The sequence below is a fragment of the Streptomyces dengpaensis genome (assembly GCF_002946835.1).
GTDB lineage: Bacteria > Actinomycetota > Actinomycetes > Streptomycetales > Streptomycetaceae > Streptomyces > Streptomyces dengpaensis.
This window is the reverse complement of the sequence record NZ_CP026652.1, coordinates 1,681,245-1,703,505: the sequence shown is the minus strand read 5'-3', so window position 1 is coordinate 1,703,505 and position 22,261 is coordinate 1,681,245. Positions and strand designations below refer to the sequence as shown.

The 22,261-nt window shown below is 68.0% G+C and carries 21 protein-coding genes and 1 pseudogene; 5 read left to right on the top strand and 17 right to left on the bottom strand.

Going from position 1 to position 22,261, the window contains the following annotated elements; all coding sequences use genetic code 11:
• Window positions 1-85 precede the first annotated feature (85 nt).
• Window positions 86-493, top strand: a complete 408-nt coding sequence (locus tag C4B68_RS07890) for a RidA family protein (RefSeq protein ID WP_099498679.1) — start codon at window positions 86-88, stop codon at window positions 491-493.
• 74 nt (window positions 494-567) lie between these two features.
• On the opposite strand, the gene C4B68_RS07885 is transcribed toward C4B68_RS07890, so the two are convergent.
• A complete protein-coding gene (locus C4B68_RS07885; protein WP_099499016.1) occupies window positions 568-1,806 on the bottom strand; it encodes an IS701 family transposase in 1,239 nt (412 codons plus the stop codon).
• Window positions 1,807-2,494: 688 nt separating this feature from the next.
• Here C4B68_RS07885 and C4B68_RS07880 point away from each other — a divergent pair.
• A complete protein-coding gene (locus C4B68_RS07880) occupies window positions 2,495-3,385 on the top strand; it encodes a DUF5655 domain-containing protein (RefSeq protein ID WP_099498678.1) in 891 nt (296 codons plus the stop codon).
• Window positions 3,386-3,663: 278 nt separating this feature from the next.
• Here the strand turns inward: C4B68_RS07880 and C4B68_RS07875 are convergent, their stop codons facing one another.
• The 5 genes from C4B68_RS07875 to C4B68_RS07855 form a co-directional block, all read right to left on the bottom strand.
• Window positions 3,664-4,524: a nucleotidyltransferase domain-containing protein gene (locus C4B68_RS07875; protein ID WP_143674217.1), complete on the bottom strand. Its 861-nt coding sequence runs from the start codon at window positions 4,522-4,524 to the stop codon at window positions 3,664-3,666.
• A 264-nt stretch (window positions 4,525-4,788) separates the two neighbouring features.
• On the bottom strand, window positions 4,789-6,147 hold the full coding sequence (locus C4B68_RS07870; protein WP_099498676.1) for an SPDY domain-containing protein: 1,359 nt from the start codon (window positions 6,145-6,147) through the stop codon (window positions 4,789-4,791).
• 60 nt (window positions 6,148-6,207) lie between these two features.
• Window positions 6,208-7,335: a DnaB-like helicase N-terminal domain-containing protein gene (locus tag C4B68_RS07865; protein WP_099498675.1), complete on the bottom strand. Its 1,128-nt coding sequence runs from the start codon at window positions 7,333-7,335 to the stop codon at window positions 6,208-6,210.
• A complete protein-coding gene (locus tag C4B68_RS07860; RefSeq protein WP_099498674.1) occupies window positions 7,335-8,606 on the bottom strand; it encodes a DNA cytosine methyltransferase in 1,272 nt (423 codons plus the stop codon). Before C4B68_RS07860 ends, C4B68_RS07865 begins: the two co-directional genes overlap by 1 nt.
• Window positions 8,603-8,995: a hypothetical protein gene (locus C4B68_RS07855; RefSeq protein WP_240634247.1), complete on the bottom strand. Its 393-nt coding sequence runs from the start codon at window positions 8,993-8,995 to the stop codon at window positions 8,603-8,605. Before C4B68_RS07855 ends, C4B68_RS07860 begins: the two co-directional genes overlap by 4 nt.
• A gap of 262 nt (window positions 8,996-9,257) precedes the next feature.
• Here C4B68_RS07855 and C4B68_RS07850 point away from each other — a divergent pair, with 262 nt between their 5' ends.
• On the top strand, window positions 9,258-9,797 hold the full coding sequence (locus C4B68_RS07850) for a GNAT family N-acetyltransferase (protein ID WP_099499015.1): 540 nt from the start codon (window positions 9,258-9,260) through the stop codon (window positions 9,795-9,797).
• Between the two features lie 70 nt (window positions 9,798-9,867).
• On the opposite strand, the gene C4B68_RS07845 is transcribed toward C4B68_RS07850, so the two are convergent.
• From C4B68_RS07845 to C4B68_RS41280, 6 genes and pseudogenes are all read right to left on the bottom strand, one after another.
• The gene (locus C4B68_RS07845; RefSeq protein ID WP_240634245.1) at window positions 9,868-10,281 is read right to left on the bottom strand and encodes a hypothetical protein; all 414 of its coding nucleotides are present in this window, start codon (window positions 10,279-10,281) and stop codon (window positions 9,868-9,870) included.
• Complete coding sequence (locus tag C4B68_RS07840; RefSeq protein ID WP_099498673.1) at window positions 10,278-12,413, bottom strand: integrase; 2,136 nt, start codon at window positions 12,411-12,413, stop codon at window positions 10,278-10,280. Before C4B68_RS07840 ends, C4B68_RS07845 begins: the two co-directional genes overlap by 4 nt.
• Window positions 12,410-14,137: a hypothetical protein gene (locus C4B68_RS07835; RefSeq protein ID WP_099498672.1), complete on the bottom strand. Its 1,728-nt coding sequence runs from the start codon at window positions 14,135-14,137 to the stop codon at window positions 12,410-12,412. The genes C4B68_RS07840 and C4B68_RS07835 overlap by 4 nt, the downstream gene beginning before the upstream one ends.
• Before the next feature lie 20 nt (window positions 14,138-14,157).
• The gene (locus C4B68_RS07830) at window positions 14,158-15,594 is read right to left on the bottom strand and encodes a site-specific integrase (protein WP_240634243.1); all 1,437 of its coding nucleotides are present in this window, start codon (window positions 15,592-15,594) and stop codon (window positions 14,158-14,160) included.
• A 127-nt stretch (window positions 15,595-15,721) separates the two neighbouring features.
• A pseudogene (locus C4B68_RS43060) lies at window positions 15,722-16,291 on the bottom strand (hypothetical protein); the annotation flags it as partial.
• 162 nt (window positions 16,292-16,453) lie between these two features.
• A complete protein-coding gene (locus tag C4B68_RS41280) occupies window positions 16,454-16,837 on the bottom strand; it encodes a hypothetical protein (protein ID WP_143674215.1) in 384 nt (127 codons plus the stop codon).
• Window positions 16,838-17,156: 319 nt separating this feature from the next.
• Here C4B68_RS41280 and C4B68_RS07820 point away from each other — a divergent pair, with 319 nt between their 5' ends.
• Together C4B68_RS07820 and C4B68_RS41275 are read left to right on the top strand one after the other, a co-directional pair.
• Window positions 17,157-17,474, top strand: a complete 318-nt coding sequence (locus C4B68_RS07820; RefSeq protein ID WP_099498670.1) for a PadR family transcriptional regulator — start codon at window positions 17,157-17,159, stop codon at window positions 17,472-17,474.
• Window positions 17,475-17,584: 110 nt separating this feature from the next.
• The gene (locus C4B68_RS41275) at window positions 17,585-18,475 is read left to right on the top strand and encodes a hypothetical protein (protein ID WP_143674213.1); all 891 of its coding nucleotides are present in this window, start codon (window positions 17,585-17,587) and stop codon (window positions 18,473-18,475) included.
• A gap of 120 nt (window positions 18,476-18,595) precedes the next feature.
• Here C4B68_RS41275 and C4B68_RS41030 read toward each other — a convergent pair whose 3' ends face one another.
• From C4B68_RS41030 to C4B68_RS07785, 5 genes are all read right to left on the bottom strand, one after another.
• Window positions 18,596-19,564, bottom strand: coding sequence for an ISAs1 family transposase (locus tag C4B68_RS41030; RefSeq protein WP_167459043.1), 969 nt, complete (start codon window positions 19,562-19,564; stop codon window positions 18,596-18,598).
• 266 nt (window positions 19,565-19,830) lie between these two features.
• Entirely contained in the window at window positions 19,831-20,253 is a 423-nt protein-coding gene (locus C4B68_RS07800; protein ID WP_099498666.1) for a hypothetical protein, read from the bottom strand.
• Complete coding sequence (locus C4B68_RS07795; protein ID WP_180289138.1) at window positions 20,250-20,783, bottom strand: hypothetical protein; 534 nt, start codon at window positions 20,781-20,783, stop codon at window positions 20,250-20,252. The genes C4B68_RS07800 and C4B68_RS07795 overlap by 4 nt, the downstream gene beginning before the upstream one ends.
• Window positions 20,780-21,544 (bottom strand): hypothetical protein, encoded by a 765-nt coding sequence (locus C4B68_RS07790; RefSeq protein WP_099498665.1) that lies wholly within the window; start codon window positions 21,542-21,544, stop codon window positions 20,780-20,782. The genes C4B68_RS07795 and C4B68_RS07790 overlap by 4 nt, the downstream gene beginning before the upstream one ends.
• Complete coding sequence (locus C4B68_RS07785; protein ID WP_099498664.1) at window positions 21,541-22,011, bottom strand: hypothetical protein; 471 nt, start codon at window positions 22,009-22,011, stop codon at window positions 21,541-21,543. Before C4B68_RS07785 ends, C4B68_RS07790 begins: the two co-directional genes overlap by 4 nt.
• Window positions 22,012-22,261 lie beyond the last annotated feature (250 nt).

Sequence of the window (22,261 nt, the reverse complement as noted above, 5' to 3'; positions counted from 1 at the left end):
GGTTCCTGAGTAACCACAAGAGACCGAAGGCGCCTTGTTGCGTGGACACGGGCCCACAGGCGCTCAGGACGAGGAGGCAGGCAGCATGGCCATCAACCTGGTAAACCCGAGTGGATTGCCCAAGATCGATGTCTACCGGCAGGTGTCGATCGCAACGGGGTCGAAGCTAGTCTTCATCGCTGGCCAGGTCGCCTGGGATGCCGAGGGGATCACGGTCGGCGAAGGCGACCTCACGGCGCAGGTCGAGCAGTGCTACCTCAATATCGGCACCGCTCTGGCCGAGGCTGGCGGCTCCTTCGACGACGTGGCGAAACTGACCTTCTACGTCGTCGACTGGACCCCCGACAAGATGCCCCCACTCCTGGAGGGCATCTCCCGGGCGTCCGCGAAGCTGGGCATCACCCCGGTCCCGCCGGCCACGCTGCTGGGTGTTGCGGCCCTGGACGTCCCCGACCATCTGGTCGAGATCGAAGCCACCGCGATCCTCGACTGAACGGATGCCCTTCGCCCACAGAGCACGGAAGTGCCAACGAGTGTGCTCAGTGGCCAACCAGCCTGCTCAGCACATCAGGTCTGATGCGCGGCTTGCCGATGATAATGGCCGACTCGGGACCGGGCCTGATGGCGTCGCCGCCAGTCGGACCAACTCAGCCAGTGGGCGTCGTCGTGCACGGGTCGCACGACCAGGGCGACGAACACGCGCTGGATCTCATTGCAGCTGAGCGGGATCAGCTCCTCCGGGGCGGGGTGCCAGGCGTGCTCATCGGCACGGACGGCAGCGAGGAAGGCGTGGGCGAGCATGGCGAGGGTGACCCAGCGGGTCCAGGAGACGAAGCGGCGGACTTGGTGCTCGTCGAGCCCGGCGAGCCCCTTCTCGGCCTGGAAGGTCTCCTCCACCCGCCACCTCGAACCCGCGACTCGCACCAGCGTCGTCAGGGGCACCGGGCCGGGCGAGAAACAACGGTAGAAGGCGAGTTCACCGGTGGTGCGGTTGCGGCGGATCAGCAGCTGGCTGCTGCCGGGGTGCGGATCGGTGAGATCGATGACTGCCCAGTCGTAGAAGCGGTGACCCTTGGCTCCGGCCCCGGCGGACAGCCGTTGCCAGGCCCGTTTGGGGAGCCGCTTGACCAGGCTGTCTGCCCGGAACTTGCCTGCAGCGGTGGGGACTTCGGCCGAGCAGGCGATGGCCAGCACATAGCTCGTACCGCGTGCTTCCAGAGCCGCCCGTAGCTTCGGGTTCCCGCCGTAGACCTCGTCCCCGGTAATCCAGGCGGCGCGATGCCCAGCGTCCAGGAACCGCTCGATCATCTGCCGGGCGAGATCCGGCTTGGTCGCGAAGGCGGTCTTTTCGGGAAGGCCCGCGGCCTGGCAGCGATCCGGATCGTTTGCCCATGAGCGCGGGATGTACAACTCCCGGTCGATCGCTGCGTGTCCGCGCCGACCGGCGTAGACAAGGTAGACCGCCACCTGGGAGTTCTCGATTCTCCCGGCGGTGCCGGTGTACTGGCGCTGAACGCCGACAGTATGGACGCCCTTCTTCACATCCCCGGTCTCGTCAACCACCAGCACGGCCTGCTCGTCGTTGAGATGGTCCACGACGTAGTCGCGGACATCGTCGCGTACCGCGTCGGCGTCCCAGACGGCCCGGCACAGCAGGTGCTGCATCCCGTGTGGGGACTTCTCCCCGGCCCATTCGGCGATCGTCCAGCAGTTCTTGCGCGGCAGGTCCGACAACAGCCCGAGCGTCAACCGCCGCACTCGGCACCGGGGTTCGACCCGCGCGAACCGACCTGCGATCCGCCCCATGAGCACCTCGAACCCTTCCCGCCACCGAGCGGGATCTATGCTGTGACCTGCGGCCACCGTCTCATCGTCAGTCCACACAACTCACGATGATCAACGGTGGCCGTACCTGTCCCCGCACCGGCCCTAACCAGCAAGATCACGATCTACAGCTGGAGTACTAGCCCTGGATGCAATCGGGGAGTTTTCGACTCTCTCTGTTGTAGACCCGCAGGTGTATTCAGTCGACTGCCCGGCACGACGAGGCCAACTCGGCGCGCGCACCCGGACCATCGTGCAGCGAAGAGCCCGGTCCGGGCTGCTGGCGAAATGGCATCAGCGCGAGGGAGGACGTGGTATTGGGTATCCGCAGCGAGTTTCCTCGTTCTCATTGCTGAATAGCCTTGAGTTCTCTCGTAGGGTGATCGGCCCTGCAGGCGACTGTGCGCGACAGAGCAGGCGCTTAGAAGGCACCTGCTCTATCCACTGATCTACGGGGGCTGACCTGCGAAAACGCAGCTTCCTGGCGCTGTCCCCCGGGGCGCGGGGGACACATGGGGGAATCGTAGATCCCTGGTGACCGGGGGGACACAGGCGTTCCCTGGTCATGCCGTACGCAGGATCTCACACTATCTTCACGGCTTCGAAGGCTCTCACGGAAACAATCTTGGACCCGCCCGGCGTTGATGATCTCCGAGCCGAGGAGGGGAAGGTGTCGGGCCTGAAACTGTTCCACACAACGAATAGTGGCGTGACTGAGATTACGCCGCGTCTTGCTGAGGTCGAGGCAGATGTGCAAAACCTCATCGAGGCGCACATGGAGACGATGCTCGGGGTGCGGCTCCTGGCGAGCGAGTACAGCACCGGCCCCGTCCACGGCGGGCGCATCGATTCGCTGGGCATCGACGAGAACAACGCGCCCGCGATCGTGGAGTACAAGCGCGGTACAGACGCAGGCGTGGTCCATCAGGGCCTCTTCTACATGGCGTGGCTGATGGACCACAAGGACGCGTTCCGGCACCTGGTCCGCGACCGGCTCGGGGCTGCGGTCGCGGCCCAGGTGCTGTGGAGCGCACCGAGGCTGATCTGTGTGGCCGGCGACTTCACTCGCTACGACGTTCATGCCGTGCGCGAGCACCGCCGCTCGATCGACCTGGTCCGTTACCGGTTTTTCGGCAACGAGCACATCGGCCTTGAGACCGTGGCATCCGTGAGCGGCGGGACGCAGGCACCCCGGCGTGCGCGTCGGCAGGCGGTCGCCCAGGCGGCAGCCGACGTGCAGGGTGCGTCGATGGTCGAGCTGGCGAACGCGGTCGATGAGGCGTTGCTCGGTCTCGGGGACGGTGTGAACTGCGTTGAGCGCAAGCAGTACCGGGCGTATCAGCGTCTGCGGAACTTCGCCTGCGTGTGTCCGCCTCAGAGGAGCAAGCTCCTCGTCTACCTCAAGGCCGACCCGAAGGAGGTCGACCTCGTTCCCGGCTTCACCCGGGACGTGACAGGGCTCGGCCACCACGGCACGGGCGACTTGGAGGTGCAGCTGCGCACCCCTCGGGATCTGGAGCGCGCCCTGGACCTGTTCCGCGCGAGCTACGCGGCGGCGTGAACGGCAGCGGTCACCTTGGCCATTGGCTTTTCACGCAGGAGTGATGGAGACGTCTCGACGTTGCCTTCCGACGGGCGGGCAGGTAATGGCGGTGGACTATCAATGATGCCCGGGATTGCCGGTTTGGCTAACCGGCAGTTCCGGGCTATGTTGCCCCGCCTTGCTGAGATGCCGGGCCAGATACTTGCTGTTCATGGGGCTGGCGCTTCACCTCAGTCATCGCTGTTCCTGTGAGGTGCCGGGCGGCCGACGGTGACGACCGCGGCCTGGGCGGAGCGTTACAGCTGGGGCAGGGCTGCGGCGTCGTGCACGGTGAGGTGTAGGGCGTGAAGCGGCTGGGTCCGTGTGGGGCGGATGACCTCCAGGCACTGGGCTCCCTGACGGAGCCGGTAGACGAGCTGGTCGAAGTCATACCACCCGAGATTGATCCACAGGGCGCCCGCCCCGTACTGGTCCCGACGGGGGCCGAGCGGCTGTCCCTGCACCCATACCGCCTTCGAGGCCATGCCGGATTCCTCTGCGTAGTGCACGGCGGCAGCGGCGGATCGGCGTAGTGGGCTGTCCGCCTTCCAGCGGCGCGCCAGCGCGGCCACGGCTACTGAGCTGGTGGGTGCGGCATCCGCCAGTTCGATGCGGCGGATCTCGATCCCGCCAGCATCCAGCAGCTCCACCAGGCGGACTCGTACGGGAAGGGGAATCCACCGGTCGAGCCCGTCGAACTGATTGATCATCGCGTCGCGGGGCGCCCGGCCGGCGGCCGGGTTCACCTTCATAGCCTGCAATCGACCCGCGGCGACAGCGCGTGTGTCACCGCGCTTCCACAGCAGCCTCAGCTCAGAGCCCTCGGGGAGGTTGTCGTTCTGGTTGAACTGGAACTGGACACCACGCCTGTTGCCTTTGAGCGCACGCTTCATGCCCGCCATAGGATCCCGCCCGGACATCATGGCGCTGACGACGTCTTCGGTGAACTCGGTGTCGGTTCGGTGGACCACCGCCACGTCGAGGTCACCCGGCTCCAGCGCGCCTCGGGCATACGAACCGAAGACATGGACCTCGTCCACGAGGTCGAGGGGGCGCTCTGCCTCGTCCAGCCTGTCGAGCATTTCCTGAAGCAGCTCCGTTGCCCGTTCACGCTTCACTTGCGCTCCCCTGCCGTACGCCGGTCCCTGCACGGGACTCTATGGGCTGCGCTCTGGCGAGAGTGCGTCTTGGAGTGAATGCACGAGCGTCCGGTGGTCTCGGGCTGCGAGGGGCAGGGCGCCGCGTCGGCTTCTTGCGCGGGGGAAGCCTCTGTGGGGACGCATGCACGCGGTACGGTGCGGGTGCAGCCCCGTGGTATCCCCCGTCCGCGGGGCTGTACCTATGTTCGCGGGCTGCTTGCTGTCGGGGTGTGAGTATGCCGGTCAGCGGCGTCGGGCGGGCTGCGGGCTGGAGATGGTCGGTGCGACGGCCGGTGGCGTGGTGGTGAGCTGCGGGAGCTGCTGCGTTGTGCGGGGGCCGGGCTGGCGGGTGCCGGTGCCGTGCGCGAGTTCTCCGGTCAGATGGGCGATCATCGGCGCTGGTGTGTATGGAGAAGCGTGGATCGCCCAGGTGGGCCGGTCGATGCTGGCCCCGGCCCACAGGGTCCAGGTGGCAAGAGTGGTGTGCGGGCTTTGGGCGGCGAAGGCGTCGAACTGGACTCCTGCGTCGCCTTGGGAGGTCTCCCAGCGGATCCAGCGTCTGTCGACGGTGTGCTTCCAGCCCGCGTCGATGAGAGGGCGGGTGGCCTCGGTGACGGTCTTTTCCGTGGCGGGGCTTCCGACCGCGGTCTCCCACGCGTCTCCCTCGGCGAGTATGTTCAGCAGGGTGAGCAAGACGGGGGCTGGTGTGGCGCCGGTCATGGTGAGGTGCCACATCCTGTCGGAGACCGGGGTTTCGTAGGCGGCGATGGTCCAGGCGGTCTCGCGGGGATCGGCTTCGTGGACGCGTTCGATGCGCAGCGTCTGTGACTCGTGGATGGCATGGGTGGTCTCGTCGGTCCAAGTCCGCCACTTCTGCCAGTCGCCGTGCTTGGTGAGAAAGTCATCCAGCGCCGCGTCGTGGTCGCCGGGGTCGGCGGCGTAAGCGGGCACCGTTTCCGTTCGCTGGACCGGTTGTGCGGCCGGTGCGTCGAGCGACGTACGGGCTTCGGCGGTCTGGCGTTCGGTGTCGGTCATGGGCGCGGGACCAGGGCGCATGGTGTCGCCGTGGAGGCGTTCGAAAGCGGCGATGGCTGCGGCGGGTGAGTCGAAGGTGTCGGCGATCTGCCGCAGGTGGTTCTCGCCGTGGAGGTAGACGCTCTTGCCGTCTCGGTAGGTGCCGACCGCAACGGTGGTCCAGCCGTCGTCGGCGTGGGCGTGGATGACGAGGCGGCCGTGGCGGATGTCGTCATAGATGGTCTGGGCTTCGTTGGAGACCTCCCGGATCTCCTCCCGGGTGCACCAGGGCATGGGGTAGTTGGCCCAAGTCCAGTCCTCGTCGATGGCTTCGCGCAGGCTGGACGTGATGTCTGTGGTGATGCCCTCGGCGGTCAATGCCTGGGCGGCCTTGTTCGCCCAGTAGGGCTCCTCGTGGTCGATACGGGCGAGGGCCAGCGTGTGCTCGTCGACGGTCTCGAATCCGCGGGCGGTCAGAAGAGCGTGGGCGGTGCGGTGGCGGGTGCCGGTAAGGGTGGCGGTGACGGCACTGGTATGGGCGGGGTGGATGTCGAGGCGCACGTGGGCGTCGATGGGGCGGGGCGTCAAGGAGGTGCTCGATTCGGCCTGTGGCCGGTCCGGAGGGACCGGCCACAGGCGGTCGGGGGGTCAGCGGGAGATACGCGATGCAGACGAGGCCCTTGTCTGCGGCGGGCCCGCCCGCGGTGGCGCCGGGGCTCTGGAGGGTGCGGGCCTGGTCGTTGGTGCCGGCGTGTTGGCGCGGTTCCAGCGGATGCGCAGCGTGTGGAGGTCTGCCAGTGCGCGGCGGCTGCCGACGACGAGCTGGTACGGGGTCGTCGCCGGATCGTCGGTGAACGCCTCAATGCGCGTGCCCACTTCCTGCGCGGTTGCGAGGAGAGCGCGTTGGAGGATGCGCTCGCCCCAGTACTGCGGGGAACCGGCCGTTGCAGCGAGGAGGCCGAGCAGGTCTGCCGACTCGACTCCGGTGGTGAGCAGACCGCGCTGTTGGGCCTCCCACAGGACGGTGACCGGATCGACGGGAGCGCCGTGCCGAGTCAGGTCGGTCAGGCACTGCCAGAGGCCGGCGTGGAGGGGGTGGATGAAGTCATGGACGGTCAGCCACCGCATCTGCTCTGCTTCGGCGGGGTGGGCAGTCGCTGTCGCGAGCAGCAGCCGCTCCTCGTCGATCGCTTCATCGTCGTTGGTGACGGGTGCGTTCGTCGGTGATGGGGCGGGCGTGCGGGGCAGCGGGCCGGGGTGCGGGGGGAACCGGCCGGCGAGATCGTCAACGCAGGCGGCGAGAGCGTCGGCTGCGGCGAGGGCCGCGTCGATGGGCTGTGGGAGCGTGGCGTCCGTCGCAGTTTGCGCGAGGCGCTGGGCGTGGGCGCGCAGTGCGCGGCGGGCGTGGTCGGTTTCGATCATCCGGGCGTACGCGGAGGCGTGTCGGGGCCACGGGCAGACTTGGATCAGCGTGTGCAGGTATGAGGCGGTCAGCCCACGGGCGTGCTTGCGGGCGGCGGCGAGCACCGCGGTCAGCCAGGTCGTGTCCTGCGCGTGCTGGAGCGGATCGGGGGCCGGCAGGTCGCGGATCGCGGCGAACAGGGCGCCGTGCGCGTGGTGAGAGAACGAGCCTGGATCGACCGCGACGATGTCGGCGAGGCGGTGGGGTTCGAGGAGGAGGGCGCCGAGGAGTGCCTGCTCGGCGTAGTACACGGGCTGCGGCGGAGGCAGATCGTCGAGGTCGTTCTCCTCGTCCGGGGCGGAGGTGCGGGGCATCAGGCAGCCAGGGCGAAGTCGTCGGGATTGAGGGGCAAGCGGAGGTGCGGGGCAAGGAGGTGTCCGGCGAGCAGTGGGGGCACAGCGTTGCCGATCTGGGAGAACTGCTGGCCCTTGTTGCCCTGCCAGGGGTAGTCGGCGGGGAAGGTCTGGAGGATGCCGGCCTCGCGGACGGTGATCCGGATCGGCTCTGGCGCGGCCTGGGGCTCGCCCTCCGGCTGCGTGGCAACGGGTTCGGCGATCCAGGTGCACTCGTTGGCGCGGTGCCCGAAGAACAGCGTCCCGGCCGGCTCCTCGATCGACCTGACGGTGGCGTTGGCCTGGTTGTTGCTGCGCAGGGACCAGGACCAGCGGTGCGCATCCGCGGTGTAGGTCGGAGCGGGGGCGTCGGCGGGCCTGCTGCCTCGCGGGCCGTGCCGGGCGGCCCAGCTTGCTCCTTCTCGGAGGGACTGCCGGACGATCCCGTTGGCCCGGGGTGTCCAGGTGCCCCGGTCGCGGGCGGCGGAGAGAGCCTTGCGTGAGCCAGAGGGGAATGGCTCGGGGCCGCCTCCTGGTCCGCCGCCGGCGCACACGGTAGGAACGGGCCGGTCGGTGGCGCCCCAGCCGAGGGCCCCCTCCATGCTGACCCAGCGGGAGCGGCCTGGCCCGAACAGCGTCTCGGGCTCGGCGACCTGGGCATGGGTGGGCGAGGGCGGTTCGGCCGTACGGACCCGAGAGGCGAGCAGGATCGCGCGCCTCCTCGTCTGCGGTACCCCGTAGTCGGCGGCGTTGAGAATGCCAGTCCACACGGAATATCCCCAGTGCCGGAGGATGGCCGCGTACTGCCGCCACAGCGGCAGAACATCGGGAACCTCCTCCATGGCGACCCACTCCGGCTCGCCCACCGTGTTCAGGGCATGGAGGTAGCGCATGGGCTCGGCGGCCAGCAGACTGCGCTCGTCCCGGCAGGCGGCGAGCAGCTTTGCGCGGGTGTCCCGCCCGGCGGCGAGGTCTGCGACCGCCTGGTGAACCAGCGGCTGGTCCACCAGACCGAGGCGCTTGCCGGCCATCGACCATGCCTGACAGGGCGGGCTCGCTATGAGCCCGACGGTCTTTCCGAGGAACGGCCAGACCGGATACAGGGCCACGTCCGTGCGAATGGTCAACTGTCCTGCTGCCGCACGGGTCTTGCAGGCCCATTCGTCCCATTCCAGGCCCACGTCCCGCACACCAAGGACGTTAAGTGCATGGCTCCATCCGCCCGGTCCCGAAAACAGGTCCAGGACGGTCAAGAAGCCAACCCGAAGTCGTCCTGCACCGGCGCGACTTCACCGCGGCAGGCCCACGGGGAACAGCCGTCGATAACGCCCTGTTCCAGCTCCTCCAGATCCGGTTGGACGTCGGTGAGTTCCTGCTGCATCGCCGCCCATTCGGCGGCGGTGATGTGATCGATCGGGGCTTCGCTGAGTGGGACGCGCGAGCGGTGGAGAAACGCCTCTCCCAGTAGCCTGTTGCCAGTGGCGTTGGCTCGGGCATTTCCCCTACGGATGGCGGCGTCGAACTCCACCACGTCCTCCCACTCCTCAGGGGAGTTGTCGCGGATGTGGCGCCACTGGGCGTTTCCGTGGAAAGGGCACCCGAGTTCCCTGTCAAGTCTGGCTGTGTTGTAGCGATCTCTCATTTGACTCCTGATGTTGGTCGTTGAGGTGACTCCGCGTAATAGCGGACAAGGTGGCTCTATTCATGAATCCCGAAAGCAGATCGGCACTTCGGGATGCGGCCCGCCGCTGCCGAAGTCGATGCTCACGAGAACGGGAGGCATCTCGTCCCCCGGCAGGCGTGGTTGTAGGGCCAGCCCCATTGGCGAGGATGGGGCCCGGGCCGGTGGCTTGATCGGTCTGCAAGTCTTGATCGCTGCCGAGCGTGCTGATTGGCTGGCCGACATGACCGAGCTCGGACCCATCGCCTGGCCCCCTGCACCGATCAGGACCGAGAGGCTCGTACTCCGTGAGCCCGAGGCCCGGGACCGTGCGGCGTTCATCGAAATGCACGCCTCGCCGGAGGTGCACACCTATCTCGGCGGCCCCCGCCCGCGTGACGAGCTTGAGCGCGAGATGCCCGAGGTGCCCGGGCGGCGGCCGGGAAGTTTCGTTGTTGATCTTGATGGGGCGATGATCGGCCAGGTCCTGCTCAGGAGGGCAACGGAGCATCGTCGCCCGGCTGCCGTAGGGAAAGCCGATCTCGGCTACCTGTTCCTGCCGCGGGCATGGGGATTCGGATACGCCGCAGAGGCGTGTGAGGCCGCACTCGACTGGCTCGACAGCGTCCTTCCCGGCGAGCCGGCGGTGCTCACCACCCAGACCGCCAACGTCGGCTCGATGCGCCTCGCGGCGAAGCTGGGGTTCACCGAGGTAGAGCGGTTCCATGCCTGGGACGCCGAGCAGTGGCTGGGCATGCGGTCTGCCGTCATGTCCTCTGATTGAACTCGTGCTCGACAGTCCCTGTGGTCTCGTCCTGACCGCGGAGCGGTCAGGACGAGACGAGGCGGTGCGACTACGAGTCGGTGTCGGGGGCCGGGCGCAAGGCCACCACCGGGGCTCGTTTGGGTCCCGACTGGCCGCGGAGCTGGTGGTTTTCAACGGTGAGGACGTTCACGACGCGGGCGAATGTCTCGATCTCGGCCTGCTGTCGCTTGTTCTCCTCGATCAGGTTGGCGAGTCGCTCCTTGGTCTTCTTCAGTTCGGCCCGCAGCTTGCGTTCGCTGTCGGGGACCCGTCCCTGAGCTCGGACCTTCGCGTAGAACTCGTCCTTGAGGTCGGTATGCCGGTGCGTGAGGACGTGCCGTTTCACGTCCGCCTCGGCGGCCAGCGCGAGGACGGTCAGCGCTCCGTCGGACCGCAGCGGGGTGCCGGCCAGCAGGCGGTCCATCGCGGCCCTGATGTTCTTCCTCTCGTTGTCGTAGCTCACAAGTCCGCCTCCGCTGCCGCCAGGACGCGGTCGTGGTCGTGCTGGTCGGCGAGCTCGTTCAGGACCTGGGCCCGTTCCCGCAGCCGGTCGGCCAGCGGTTCGGGAACCAGGCCAGAGACGGCCTGACGACCCAAGTCATCGGCCGCTTCCCGAAGTTGATGTGCGTGGGCGTCGGTGCGGGCGATGTTCGCGCAGTTGACCTTGCAGCGGTCCAGGCTGGGGGCCTCGCTCTTCGCGTTGCGGCCGGGATGGCAGAGCGCTTTGGCCCGGTCGTAGTTGCAGAACAGAAATGCCTCCTTGTTCTCGAAGACGTTCAGGGTCGGGTCCGCCAGCAGGTCTCTGGCCTGACGAACGGAGGTGATGAGACCGCCGAAGCGGTGGTGTTCCTGGGCGGCGGCGTTGATCAGACGTCTCGCGGCGGGGCCCGAGATGCCCTCGCCGTCCTGGATGGCCTCGTGGACCTCGCTGAGGTGCTCGGCGACGTTGCGGGCGGTTTCGAAGTCGAGAAGGTCGTGGATGCCGCCGCGCGAGCGCGATCCGTAGCCCTCGCTGATCAGCGTGCGCATGTGCCCGTACTGAACCGCCAGCGCCACCAGTCCGCCCGGCCTGCGGGCGATGTGCCAGGCCAGAGTGCGACGGAAGCGGCCCGTGCCGACCCGCCCATGCGGGTCGCCCGGGATTGCCTCAGCCTGGCGGCCCCGGTCAAGAGCATGGGTGTTGACCCACTCGATGAACGACTCGATGCGGTTACTCATCGTGGCGATCGCCAGCGACCTGCCGCTGCGGCGCTCGGGTTGGAGCGGCTCGTGGACCTCGATCGCGAACAGCAGTCCGTGCCTGCCGAGTTGTTCCAGCACCCGCACTGCTGTGACGACCTGCGGGACTGCCACCCAGGGAGCTTCGCGTACGACTCCGGCGGATTGATGATTGCCGTCGTCGTCGCGGGCGACCTTGAACTGCCGGGCATAGATGAGGTGCCGCCGGGCCGCCTCCGGCGGTCCCTGCGGATCCGGGCAGCACCCGTTCTCCAGCGCCAGGATCTCCCCGGTCCGCATCCCCGTGAGATAGCCCAGGACGATGAAACAGGCGGTGACCAGGTGTTTCAGGACCCCGGGGACGTCGTGGAAGTCGAACGGTCCGTGCCAGGGCTTCCCGCCCAGCTTCGCGGTGACGGGGGTATCCAGCAGACACCGGCCGGGATTTTGGACCTTGTATGCCTTCCAGCGCGGATAGTTCATGACCTGGTGGACCCTCACGGCCGGAGTCCCCGTCAGGCCGGCCAGGAACACCCCGGGCGTCGAGATCTTCGTGTCTCTGACCAATGCCGGGACGGGCCTGCCCGCAGCCTCCAGCTGTTCGAGGTAGGTGACCAGCCGTCGACCCGATCCCTTCTTGAACGGGCCCTTCAGCCCTTCCGCGATCTCGACCAGCCGTCGGTGTTCCCCGAAGGCGGCCAGGATGTCGTCGGCGTACTCCTCGACGAACCGCAGGGCCCAGACCAGCAACGGCCCCATCGTCGCCGGGGCGATCGGCTCGGTGACGTTCTCGCCCAGCGGCGAGGCCGCCGGCAGGTAGTCGTCCATGCCCTCCGTGACCCACGGCGGCGTGACGAGCCGGTCGGTGCCGGGCAGATACAACCGTCCGTAGTAGTGCAGCCGGGAGAGCGCGATCAGATGACTGGTGGCCGTGTTGCGAGCCAGCCCTCGCACCTTGTCGAGATGGTGGCTGTAGTCCGACAAATCCCCGGCCGTCACCAGCGAGAGCTGCTTGATCCCGCGCTCGTCGAGCCACTGGGCGAACATCGACCAGTCGCTGACCGTCCTCGTGATCCGGCCGACGCTGAGCTTGGAGCGCATGGCGGCGCCGCGCAGGGCAACGTCCCTGTCGGGCATTGGGTAGTTGATCAAAGTCCAGGATGCGTAACGGAACGGCTCCCTGAAGACCTCGGGGAACCATCGCCAGCGGATGACGTCATCCGTCTGCGAGGGGTTCTGGGTCAGCGCAAGCAACGACCAGCCGTCGTCGCCGTAGCGGGGCACGAAGTCGCGACGGCCCTCGACCGCCCGGTCGGGGTCGAACACGAAGGCGTCGGCCGCCGGGGCCGCGAAGCGAGGGCCCAAGGCCAGGGTCATGCGTCGAATCCCTTCATCAGCAGCTGGTCAATGACCCCTCGTTCGTGGGCACTTGCCTTCTCCAGGGCGTCGTTCCATTCCGTGTCGGTGAAGTCGGGGGCCTTGCGCAGGTCCCGCAGCCGCGCGAAGGGCTCGCGCCAGTCCTGGTCCCACACCTCCGGCGAAAGCACCCCCCTCAACTCCTCCAGCACGTGCAGCAGATAGGCCAGCCGTGGCAGGTGACGCGGGGTGATCACGGCGTTCGGGCAGGCCGTGCAAAGCAGGAACGACGCCCGGCAAGGCACCCCCTGTTCCCCGAACGGGCTGTGGATGTAGTCGCTGCAGCCGGTGGTCGGGGTGTCCTGGTCCACGTCCGTGTCCGCCCGGCTGATCTGGGCCTTGAACGACGACCTGGCCGCCTCGATCGCCTCCTCGACCCCGTCGGTGATCACCGGTTGGGCCGCCGCGTGCGTGCGCGGGTCCGTCAGGACATAAGCACCGTCGTGGGTGTCCTGACTGTGCTGGGTGGGCTGCCGCTGATGCGCGATCACCACGGTCTTGCGCAGGCGCCGCAGGTTCAGCGAGACCTCGCCGCCCAACTCCTGGCGCCAGTTGCGCCAGACGTTGGCGTGGAAGTGGCCGTCGAACAGCCCGGCCGTCCCCTCGCCGTAGGCGGCCCGCCGCTGAGCGAGCCGCCAAACGATCAGCCGGTCGGTGGGTGCCCCCACGTTCTTCAACATCTCCCGTGCTGGGGCGGTGGACTCGATCGCGTGCGTGATCAGCCGTCCGGGAGAGTTCGCTCCCCAGTCGGCCAGGTTCCTCGTCTCATAGCGGTCCGCCGGACGGCGGCGCCGCTTTTCCAGCTCGACCCGGTAGATGATCTGCGCCTCGTTGCCCGCGTCGGGGCTCGCATCGGGCACCTTCATCTCGATGACCGGAGTCGCGTTCCACCCGTAGGCCGCGATGATCAGGATCATCAGTGCGCAACCCTCATCGGTGGTCAGGAAGAGCCGCATCCACGTGTCCTCGGCCCGGTTGCCGCCCAGGACTTCGGCGTAACGCGGGTCGGGGCGGTGGCGGCCATCCGGGCGGATGAAGAACGGCGTCTCGCCGGTGCGGATCAACTGGTCCAGTGCCTCACCCACGAGCCAGCCGTCTGTACCTCTTTCGAACTGGCCCGCTCGCCAGTCAAGGAGGTGCTGTCGGTTCGCACGGATGCGATGCAGAGCTGGTCGGAACCGCTGAGTGGCAAGCAGCTTGATGCGGTCGAACTCGGCGTCGCTGTAGGCGGTCTCCTTCGGCGCCTTCTCCTTCGGCATCCGCTTGCTCATCAGCTTCCGGGTCTCCTCGGGCACCAACGGATACTGCTTCAGCAGCCGGGCGACCTTGCGGACCTGCCGGCTGCCCGTGGAGTTCGGCGTGCGGCTCAGCCGCCAGGCCGCCCAGATGTCCGGAGTCAACTCGCCCAGAGATTGCGGAACTTGCTCCTGCTCGGCCAGGAAACGGCTGAAGTAGAGTAAGATCAGCCAGATCTCCCGGCTGGAAGGCAGCGTCTTCCAGGTGCCGGTGGGCCCGCACTGAACGGCGAACGCCTCCGCCAGTTCGCGCTGCAGCCGCGGACCGACCGCCAGCCGGCCGAAGTCATAACTGGCCTTGTTCGCCCCGTCCCCGGCCACGTGCCAGACCAGCAGATCACCCGGCTCCAGCGGCGGCTTGCGCCGGTGCCCCTCATCCCCGGGCAACACAGCGCGTCGTCCTCGCGTACTCATACCAGTGCCTCGCTGTCCAGGACGCGCTCCGACATCTTCGCGATCCGGCCCAGCAGCTCGGTCGTGCCCGGATCGGCCTCGTCCAGCAGCAGCGACCTAATCTGCAGATCCGAAACGGGAGCGAGGTAGATCTTGCGGGTGGTCTCCTCACTCGCGTGATCGAGGAGGTCCTTGACCATCCGCCAGGCATCCCCATAGAGCAGGCGGAAGTCCCGCCGCTCCTCCGGCGTGAGCCCGAACCGTTTGTCCAGCGCGTGCATCAGCGCGACCAGCATCTTCAACGCGAACGAATGCCTGGCCATATGGGGTGTGAAGTACGGAGGCTGGCCAACCTTGCCCTCCAGCACCTTGCGGCAGCGCTCGGACGCCGCCCGGTAAACCGCCTCCCACGAATGCGGCTGAAACGGGCGCCCGTCCTGCGACAACCACAGCCACAACGGCTCCAGACCGCCATCCCCCTCAACGAACAGGCGCTGACGGTCCTCGACGTCCAGCGACGACAGAGGCCGCTGGACCGACTGCCCGTTCTCGTCCCAGAAGTGCAGGATCGACCGCTGCCGACCGGACCGCTTCTCCAGGACCCAGACGTCGTCCATCGCCTCGTAGACGCCCCTGGCCTGAGCGCGGCGGATCACCGCCCGCCGCGTCGTCCGCTCGTAGGCGGCGACCGACCGCAGATCCTCGACCGCGACGTAGAACGTCCGCTCGCGCCGGCTCTTCGTGGCCGCCTTCGCCAGCCGCCCGTCGAAGAAGCGCTTCACGCTCTCCTCCAGAGCCGGTACCTCGAAAGTCAGCAACGAACCGCCCTCCGACAAGCGCATCCCCGAGGAAAACAGCAGATCGGAGTAGGCGGCATTGCGGTCGTCGTTCCGGCCCCGAAACGACGGATCCCGACGCCCGTTGGCGGTGTAGCCGCGCAGACCCACGTCCCTCCACAACCGGTAGGCCCGCGGAGTCAGCCACTTCACGTTGCTCGACCTCGCGTCCTTCGCCCGCTGGGCCAGAACGCTGACCATCTCGCCGTGGCGGCCCAACACCTCCCGCATCACTACCGGGTTGGCCGCGACGTACCTCTTCGCCGCCGCCCACTTGTAGAGCCGGGCCAGCGCGGACAGTTCGCGATCCCACTTCGAGCCGCTGATCCGCCGAGGATTCCGAGGCGACCACCGCCGCCAGTCCTCGAAATCGAGCAGGTCCTCGACTTCCGCATCGCACCAGTTCTTGCCCCGCTGCCACAGGAAGTTGAAGAACAGACAGCAGTCCCCGGCGTAGTTCCGCCGCGTCTCCCTGGCTAGATGCGCGAACGCCGAACGCGTCGTGTACAGCGTCAGCCGCGGGTCCACCTGGTAGTTCGGGTCCGTCAAGAACACGTCCCCCGGGTCGATCCGGGCGGCCTCCTCCCGTACGTCGAGGTCGGCCCACCCCTTCAACACTGGGTGATCGTTCACCTCTGCGGCGTGCCGTCTCGTCACCCAGTGCACTTGCCAGAACTTGCTCACACGTCCCTCTTCGCTCGCAACACGTCCCGCTGCAACACGAAGATTCAATAGGGAACGGTCCGCAGCTCGACTTCGGTGTGTCGGCCAGCCCGAGCGAGGTCAGGAAGCGGATGCAGTCGGATCGCGACCAGCCCATGTCGATGAGCGGGTGCCGGTTGCGCATGTACTTCACGTCCGCGTCCTTGGCGCGGTGGAACTCGTCGGTCGAGATGCCGACCCACTGCTCGACGAACACCCCCCGCGGGATCCGGGCGGGGTAGGGGTAGCCGAGGAGAGCGCGGACCTGCTTCTTTATCGGTTTGATCTTGTACTCGCCGGTGCACTGCCGCCGGGTCATCCCGGCCTTGCCGTCCTGGTTGAGGATGTAGAGCGGCATTGAGGCGAACCGGTGGTGCGGGTCGAGCGCGTCGTCGCGGATGTTGCCGGTGGACACGCGCAGGACCGGGATGCCGGCCGGGGCGGCTATCTCGCGCTCCAGGCGGTCGAGGTGCGCGTACACGGCGCGGGGTTCCCATCCGGTGTCGGCGAATATCGCGTAGTCGACCGTGGGAAGGGCGCCTGCGGCGGACAAGGCGAGGAGGGTGCTGGATTGGACTCCCGCACCTCTGTCACCTGTTCGGGGCTGTTGCATCCTCGCTTCGGTGCGGAGCGCCGGAGCGCCAAGTCCGTGGTGGTGCTGTGGTCGCGGTCGGGAGGCGGTGGACGTTCCTCGGGAGGGTCCGGTCTGGGCGGAGTTCGGTGAGTTCGGTGGTGAGAGCGTGGATGACTTGGGCATAGATCTCGTTTCGTTCGGTCAGTTCGTTGTCGTGCTGGCGTAGCCAGCTGTTCGCGGCTTCGAGGTCGTCGGCTTTGACCTGGAGACGTTGGAACGCGGCGGGAATTCCGTTGCGGGTTCCTGGCCTTCTTCGAATTCCTGTCGCAGATCGGGGTGTTTGTGGGTGACGATCCACCGCTTCACTCCGGCTTCGGCGGCGAGTTGGACGACGGTGAGGGCGCCGGCCGAGCGGGTGGGGGTTCCGGCCAGGAGGCGCTGGATCGCGGTGCGAAGGGCATGTCGGGGTGCGGCTGTTGCTGTGTTCGTCGCTGTTGAGTCGGCAGACTGCGCGGGGTGGGTCTTCACTTCCCGACTGCGCTTTGCAAGCTGGAGCTCACCACGGATGGCGGCCGGCCGGGCCATGCACCGCCCCTTCGACCTCCTCGGACTCCCGCATGGATCTTGAAACGGCCGTGACTCGATGCCCGAGGTAAAGCCAGTCCAGTCCTGTGGCGACGACTCGGCGAAGTGACACATCGGGAGGAGGGCCGACGGCTGCTGGCTGTACAGATCCAGCGCCGCCCGGGCGCTCCATGGGCATGGCCGCCAGCACCCAGACCTACGACCCTACTCGGCCATGGGCCGACTGGTCTGTTCGGTGCGCGCAGTGCACCCTCCGAACAGACCCGACTCCCATACCTCGTACTCGACACTCGTACTCGACACATGGTTAACTGACGACATGACAGTCCCTAGGCTGACCAAGCCGACCATCGCCGTACTGGAGGTGCTGCTCGCCTCCAGGGACGACTCTCCGGCGTGGGGCCTTAGCATCTGCCGTGAGGCTGATCTCGGCTCCGGCACCGTGTACCCGATTCTCGACAGGCTCAAGGGCCTTGGCTGGGTGACCACCTGGACCGAGGCCGAGCCGCACCCCGGGCGTCCCCCTCGGACCTATTACTTGCTCACGGGTGGCGGTCGCCTCCAGGCGTCCGAGGCTCTAGAAGCACGTCGCGCCCGGCGCTTCGCGCTGCCTGGCTTTGCCGGGGGCTCAGCATGACGAGACTGATGCGTCCACTCGCAGCCTTCGTACTCGCCTATGGGACGGCAACCCTAGGGTGTGCACTTGCTTTGTACTGGGCATCGCTCCGCGTCACCCACGACCCCAGCGTGGGCAATCTGGCACTTCTGTGCGCGTCGATCGGCCTCCACCTGGCGATCTTGCTGGAAGGGGCGTCAAAGTTCAAGGTGGTCAAGGCGATGGACGCAATTAGGGGAGCGCACGTCGCGTTCAGCGCCGCTATGAAAGAATTTCAGCCACTAGAGACCACGGCCGAGCGCGAGCGCGAGAAGTTGTGGGCAGACGCCATGGCGGCCATGGCCGTCCAGTGCGAAGGTCACTTCAATCCCAATGATCCAGCGGATGCTGCCGCGCTGGATTGGTGGTTCGAGGGCAAGTGGGAGACTTGGGAGCAGCGCAACGCTCGATACCTAGAGCTCAAGCCAAAGGTCCGTTTGTTCCGGGGCGAATTGGAAGAGGCGGTTCGCTTCCTGGATGGCCACTCTATGCGCGTTCCTTCGCGCCGGTTGCGACGGTGGACAAAGGGTGAAGTTTCTGGCGCAGTTGCGAACGGATTGACATCTGCCGCAATTTCACTCGCGGGCGCCGGTCGGCGCTCCATCGCAGATGAGTGGCACGCGCACCTTGCAGGAGCGCCCGAGGAAGGGCTCGAAGTTGCGGGTCGTAGGCGGCTCCTCGACGCCGCAGGATTTATCGTTGCGGCCGTTCGGTTCCGCGTGCACGATGCCGTCTCCCCGCTGTGGCGGCCGGTCGACTGGTTGCTGGCGGTGAAGACGCGGACCAACTCGGGCATCGCGCTGTGCGTGGGTTCTCTGGCTATCTACATCCAGGCGCACGACGGGTTCCACACGCTCGTGACCGAGGGATGGGGCTGGTGCGCTGCATGCGCTGGCGCGCTCTACATGCTGGCGGCGTGGCTCCGTGGCATCCGTGGCATCGAACTGGCATCTCGCGACGGACTTGGCTCCGACGACTGCTAACAGATCACCACGACGCCGCGCGGAGCACAGCGCGGCCAAGCGGCCCCGGATGCGGCGTACGGCGCGCTTGAACAGCCATGCGCTGACGCTGGCAGCCACGCCCGCGAAGTCACGGCCGTTTCAAGATCCATGCGGGAGTCCGAGGAGGTCGAAGGGGCGGTGCATGGCCCGGCCGGCCCAGCGGGTGGCTTCGGTGATGCCGGTGCGGCCGGCGAGGCGGTGGGCGCCGATGCGAGGTTGCGCAGGGTGGCCATGACGCGGGGGCCTGAGCGGGTGCGGACGCGGGAGGCTTCCTCGGTGTAGAGGGTGTCCCGCAGGAAGTGCAGCACCTCCTGCTGCCACTGCCCGCGGACCAGGCCGGCGAGTTCGGCCGCTCCGGCGCGGGCGGCGGTGAGGCTGGTGACGCCCAGCACCGCGACCGCGCTGACCGGCTGGCCCTGCAGGTCGTGGACGTAGCGCTCGCACAGGAAGACCTGCTCGACGTGTGGGAACGGCAGATCGGGTGGTGCTGGGCATGACCTGCATGGTGCGCCGCACGACGCGGCCGTGGCCGCGGACGGTGGCCTCGTGGCCGACCGGCACGGCGTCCCAGCCCAGCGCGTCGAGCGCGGCGAACAGCCGGGGCTGGTTGCCCTTGGCCTGGAAGACGAAGTCCGCGTCGACCGCGTGCAGGGCTCGGGCGTGCCCGTGCTGAGTGTGCAGTGCGTCTGCCGTGAACACCACGTCCTGAAGGCCGGCCTGCGCGGCCAGCCCCTTCAACAGCTCGCGGAAGGCGGGGATCTCATTGCTCTTCTTGGCCAACTGCACCTGACTCACGACCAGTTGGCGGCCATGCTCCACGGCCGCCAACAGCCGCACCTCCGTGTCCGCACCGTGCTTCGCGCCCCGCAGGGCCTTGCCGTCCACGCTCCACGCGGTCAGTGCGCCGCAGTCCGTCCCCGCGTCCAGCTCCGCGGCCCGCTCCAGCAGCCAGCCGCCGACCACGCGGTCCAGGGCCGACGCGTCCGCGCCCGTGGCCACCCGCCACACCGTGCTGCGCGACGGCGGCTCCGGCGCGACCAGCCGCGCGCCCGCGCGTCCGTACGGCACTGGCACCACGGACCCGGCACGTCCGAGATCCAGCTCGCGATGGCGGAGAAAGACCGTATCCCAGCCACCACCGCCCCCGCTGCCATGGCCAACACCGCCGCCACCGGTGTGAGAACCCTCGTCCTACCGGAGCTCCGCTACGTTCTGCCAGCCGACACGCGCCCCGCGCCACATCAGGCGTCTCTCAAGCGATCTTGAAACGGCCGTGCTTGCGGAGCGCGTGACGTGCCAACCCGGCGAACCTTCCCGGTCAGAGCGCCGGAGCGTCATGTCCGTGGTGGTGCTGTGGTCGCGGTTGGGAGGCGGTGGACGTTCGTGGGGAGTGCGTGGTCTTGGCGGAGTTCGGTGAGTTCGGTGGTGAGAGCGTGGATGACTTGGGCATAGATCTCGTTTCGTTCGGTCAGTTCGTTGTTGTGCTGGCGTAGCCGGCTGTTCGCGGCTTCGAGGTCGTCGGCTTTGGCCTGGAGGCGTTGGAATGCGGCGGGAATTCCGTTGACACTCTCTCGGGCTGCTTCGAATTCCTGTCGTAGGTCGGGGTGTTTGTGGGTGAGGACCCACCGCTTGACTCCGGCTTCGGCGGCGAGTTGGACGACGGTGAGGGCTCCGGTTGAGCGGGTGGGGGCGCCGGCGAGGAGGCGCTGGATCGCTGTTTGGATGGCGTTTCGTTCGGCTTCGCGGTTGATGCTCACGCTCGTGTCTCCTGGTGGGCGGTGATGATCTGCTTGAGTCGGGCGAGCTCGTGATGTTCCCGGGCATGGCGGATGGGTGGGGTGAGCGGGTCGTCGACGACGACTTGCAGTTCGTCGTGGCGGGCCTGGACGAACGCGATGTCGCGGTCGGTGCGGGCGATGTTGACGCAGGAGGGTCTGCAGTCGTCGATGTCGGGGGTGCGGCGACTGCTGCGTTCGTCCGCACTCAGTCGGCAGGCGGCGCGGGCGGGGTCGAGGACGCAGGTCATGCCCTGGCCGGGGAAGATCTGCAGGTCGGGGTTGGTGAGCAGGGCGTGGGCTTCGCGGGTGGTGCGCAGGATGCGGCCGGTGAACTTGGCGGAGGCGGCGACGCGGTGGCGGTAGGTGTCGGCGGCGGGGCCGCTGATGTGCTCGCCGGCCTGGAGCTGGTCGTGGGCTTCGGCGAGGGCTTCGAGGCGGGCGAGCCATTCCTCGAAGACCAGGTCGTCGGGGAAGCCGGAGGCGTAGTTGCCGGAGTAGCCGAGGGTCATGTTGACGCGAACGTGGCCGTACTGGATCGCGGCGGCGACCAGGCCGCGGGGGCGACGGGCGATGAACCAGGCGAGCGTGCGGCGCAGGCGGCTGCGATGCCGACGGCGAGGGCGGTGATGCCGGCGGGTGTGAGGCGTACGCGGTCCTGGGGCGGGCCGCCGCGGTAGGCGGGTAGTGCGGAGTTCGGGGTGCGTTCGGCCAAGCCCTTCGACTCCAGCGTCCGCAGGATGCTCATCAGGACCTTGGGTTCGCGGGAGCGCGTGAACTCCCGTCCCAGGGAGCTGCTGGCCACGACGTGACCGCAGGCGATCTGCGCCAGGGCTGAGTGCTGGTCGGAAGTGAGCCGTACACCTGGCGCGATGATGCTCGCCCCGCGACGGCGCCGCGTGTCCGCGGCGAGACTCACTGCGCAGCCCACCGCGGTCTCGGGAGCCAGGGCGGTCAGCTCATGCGCCACCTGCACGCCGTGGTCCGCTGATGCGGCGCTGAGAAAGGCGAGCTGCTTCAGCCGCGCAACGGTCTCCGCCAACTCGGTGCTCTTGTATAGCCGTTGACCGTGGATGGCTCGGACGGCCATGCGGGTGTCGGCCGCCAGTCGCTGCGCGGAGGCGGCATGGGCGTGCGGCTCGGGCTCGGTCGCAGCGCGAAGGTGGAGGTCGAGCGCGTCGTTGTGCCGGGTGTACTGGCCAGCGAGGTGGAGCAGCCGCTCGACGGGTGTCGGCACGTCGAACAACAGGGATTCGGCGGGCGGCGTGGTCATGAGCGGCGTCGTACGGTCGGGGCCCGCACGGGCACGGTGGCGGTCGCGGGGGGTGTCGTGGAACGGCGCGGGCGAAGGCAAGCGCGGGCTTCGGCCATGGCCCGACCGGCGTCGTCGAGGTGGACACGCAGGCGGCTGTGCAGGTCGATCGCGTCGAGCTGCTTTTGGAGCGTGGCCTGTGACCCGGGCTGCGCGAGCGTGACGAGCGGGGCGAGGGCCTGGGTGTAGTGGGCGATGGCGCGCCCCACGTGCGCCGCCGTCTGGCTCAGGTTCTCGGCCGATGGCGTGGCCGGTCCGCCTGCGCTGTCGTGGTTGTGGAGGTACCCGGCCTCGCATGCCAGGCGGCCGGCGAGGGTGCACAACAGCTCGATGTGGCGGCTGGCGGTGAACAGGCCGTGCCGGTCGCCGGGGATCTGGTGGTCGCGCAGGTCGGCGGCGACCGCGTCCACGGCTTCGTGCGGTTCCATGTCCTGCAGATCGATGGGTGTAGGTGTGCAGTGCGTCTCCCAGGGGCGGGGGCGGTCAGCGATGTCTTGACTGGCCGGGCGAACCGGGCGGCGAGGGTAGTGGCGCCGGCGCTTGCTCGGCCGGTGCTCCCGGCGCGGATGCAAAGGAATCGAGGACGGCGGACACCTGCGAGATGTGCCGGGTGCAGGCGAGAGCCTGGTGGTTCGTTGCGGGGTGGGTGATTGCCCGCAGTGTGACGTCGGGGGCGCT